We start from the raw sequence: 2661 nt of genomic DNA, 5'->3' as shown, positions 1-2661 counted from the left end.
TCAATTCAGCATAGGTTAGCATGACCCTATTTTACTATTACGGATAATGTCTATTATATGACACAGGCCCGGATGGGATCTATGACAACGCCGACGACGTTGGGGTTATTACCACGACGTTGACGGACAGCTCGGGCTACTATACCTTTTCAGATATAGCGCCGGGTAATTACGTGGTTTTGGAGACCAACCTGAGCGGCTATGATAGCACGGCTGATAAAGACACCACTGCGAGTTGTGGCGTGGTTGGAAATCCCACGACAGACTGCGATATTATCGCTGTTACCCTGGCTTACCGAACGGATAATAATGGCAACGACTTCCTGGATACCAGCGGCACGGTCGGCAATTATATCTGGAATGATATCAATGGAGATGGTATTCAGAATGAATTAGACTCAGGTATTGAGAATGTGACAGTTGAATTGATTTACTATGGTCTAGATGGTGTTCCCGGTGGCGGTGATGATGTTTCGACTACGACCACTACAGACGCAGACGGTGCCTATCAATTTATTGGTCTGGCAGCAGGCAATTACCAGGTTAACGTCACGACAAGTTACACCCAAACCGGTGATCCGGATGAACCAGGAGTAACTTGCGGAAGCTGTGATAATTCGCACCTGATAACTTTAACTACTGGTGAAAACTATGATAGTGCCGATTTTGGCTACCAAGGCACTGCATCACTGGGCAATTTTGTCTGGTTTGATGTCAATGCCGATAGCAATCAGGATGGTGGAAGTGAAATCGGTCTCGATGGTGCGGTGCTCTACCTGGATTTGAATGAGAACGGTAGCAAGGATTCTGGAGAACCTGAGGCCACCACTGCAAGCGGGGGCACATATCTTTTTGAGAAACTGGTTGCTGGAACCTACACAGTTTCCATCCATAGTGGCGTGCCGGGATATTTTGCAACAATTGAAGAGCTCATTGTCTCGTTATCCGATGGGGATAATTATGTGCTTGCAGATTTTCCACAGGTGAAAATTATTGAAAAAAGTGTTTTGGTTAATGGGGTTGTTAGCTCCAGCGCAAACCCTGGCGATACCTTGACCTATACCATCAAGGCGAATTACCCGGGCAGTGCATTACTGAGCAACGTAACCATAACCGATGTTATACCAACAGGAACGAACTATGTGGGTGATAGCGATACCCCAGAATCAGTAGCAGCTAGTGAGCCAGCAGATGGCGGTACCGGCACTCTTACCTGGGAGTTGGGCAGCAATACGGGTGGCACGGTCGGTATAGTTACTATCGCGCCTGTAGCAGGCTCAGTTACGCTCACGGCTACGCAAGATACATTCCTTGATCAAGATAAACCAGGCGATACCCAGAATGGTGCCGAACTCAAGATGAAAAACCAAAGCAACAAGGAAAAACACGCGCTTGTTGAATTTGATCTCACCAATTTCGGGAGTATTCCAGCAGGAGCGAGTACTGATAACGCCTATTTGATCATGGCAGCTACCAGTAATAAGAGTAAAACCGTCAATATCTACCGCGTAATCAAATCATGGGACGAATCAGCCACATGGAACTCTTGGTACGGCGCTGGAACAGAATACGATAGCACTGCGGAGGGAACCATTATCGACGCGGCCGTAGGCTCTCAGACCTCTACAGATATTTTACCTTTGGTGCAGGAATGGGATGGGGGTACCGCTAACGAAGGCATTGTCTTAATTTCAACAGCCGCTAATAACGATGAATCAAAATTCTCATCTAGCGAAGGTGCTACAGCTCCTGAAATACAGGTTAATTATACGCTTCCAGGCATAACGAGAAACGCCAGCTTAAGTGCTGCCCCCACAATGGTAAATGCTGGCGATAACATCACGATTACCTTATCTCTGGATAGTACGGAAGATATTGCTAGTTTTTCTCCCGGTACTCCAACAGCCAGTGGCGATGCAGACTGCTCTGGTAGTTCTGCCCCTACTGCTGAACCGGTAACTGCCGGTACCACAACTACCTTTACTTGGACTTGTGTTGTCACTGCCGTAACCTCCCCCGGCAGTGCTACTTTTACAATAGACCCTGATGCAGGCAGCATCTGGAACTTGGCCACCTCAAACAGCGTGTTGGTCGTTCCCGACCTGACTTTCCAGGTTACAGTCGATACCCCCGTAACCCTGTCAAGTGTCACAAACACAGCCAAAATAAAGTCTGATAGTGTTATCCCGGAAACCCCGAGTAACGAGGTGGAAACTACCCTGCCTGATCCTCCGACAATAGAGAAAGTCTTTAATCCTGATCCGATCGCCGTCAATGGCACCAGTACGCTGACCTTTACCATCACCAACCCCAATGCTGGTCTGGCTCTGACAGGTGTCTCTTTTACAGATAGTTTACCTACAGATGTGAAAGTTGCTAGCATCCCGAATGAAAGTACAACAGACTGCGGTTCACTAACTTTTTCGCCCGCTGCGAATGATACGACATTGAATTTCTCGGATGGCTCAATAGCAGTGAGTGGCACTTGTACAGTTTCAGTGGATGTTACCGCTACCACCGTAGGAGCAAAAGACAACACCAGTGGAGCGATAACGTCAACCGAAGTGACCGGCATCGATACAGCATCTGATACCTTGAATGTAATTACGCCCGCGATCCAGATCGGAAAGACCCCGGCGACGCAGACGATCGTTTCAGGTG

General features: G+C 48.0%; 1 protein-coding gene. It reads left to right on the top strand.

Going from position 1 to position 2661, the window contains the following annotated elements:
• Positions 1 to 173: 173 nt before the first annotated feature.
• Positions 174 to 2661 (top strand): SdrD B-like domain-containing protein (locus tag AC3DOM_RS13045; protein ID WP_487919487.1); only part of this gene is annotated, 2488 nt, incomplete at its 3' end.

Source organism: Candidatus Desulfolinea nitratireducens (assembly GCF_982879505.1).
Note: the sequence above shows the minus strand (reverse complement) of the source record. Positions and strands in the feature narration are given on the sequence as shown.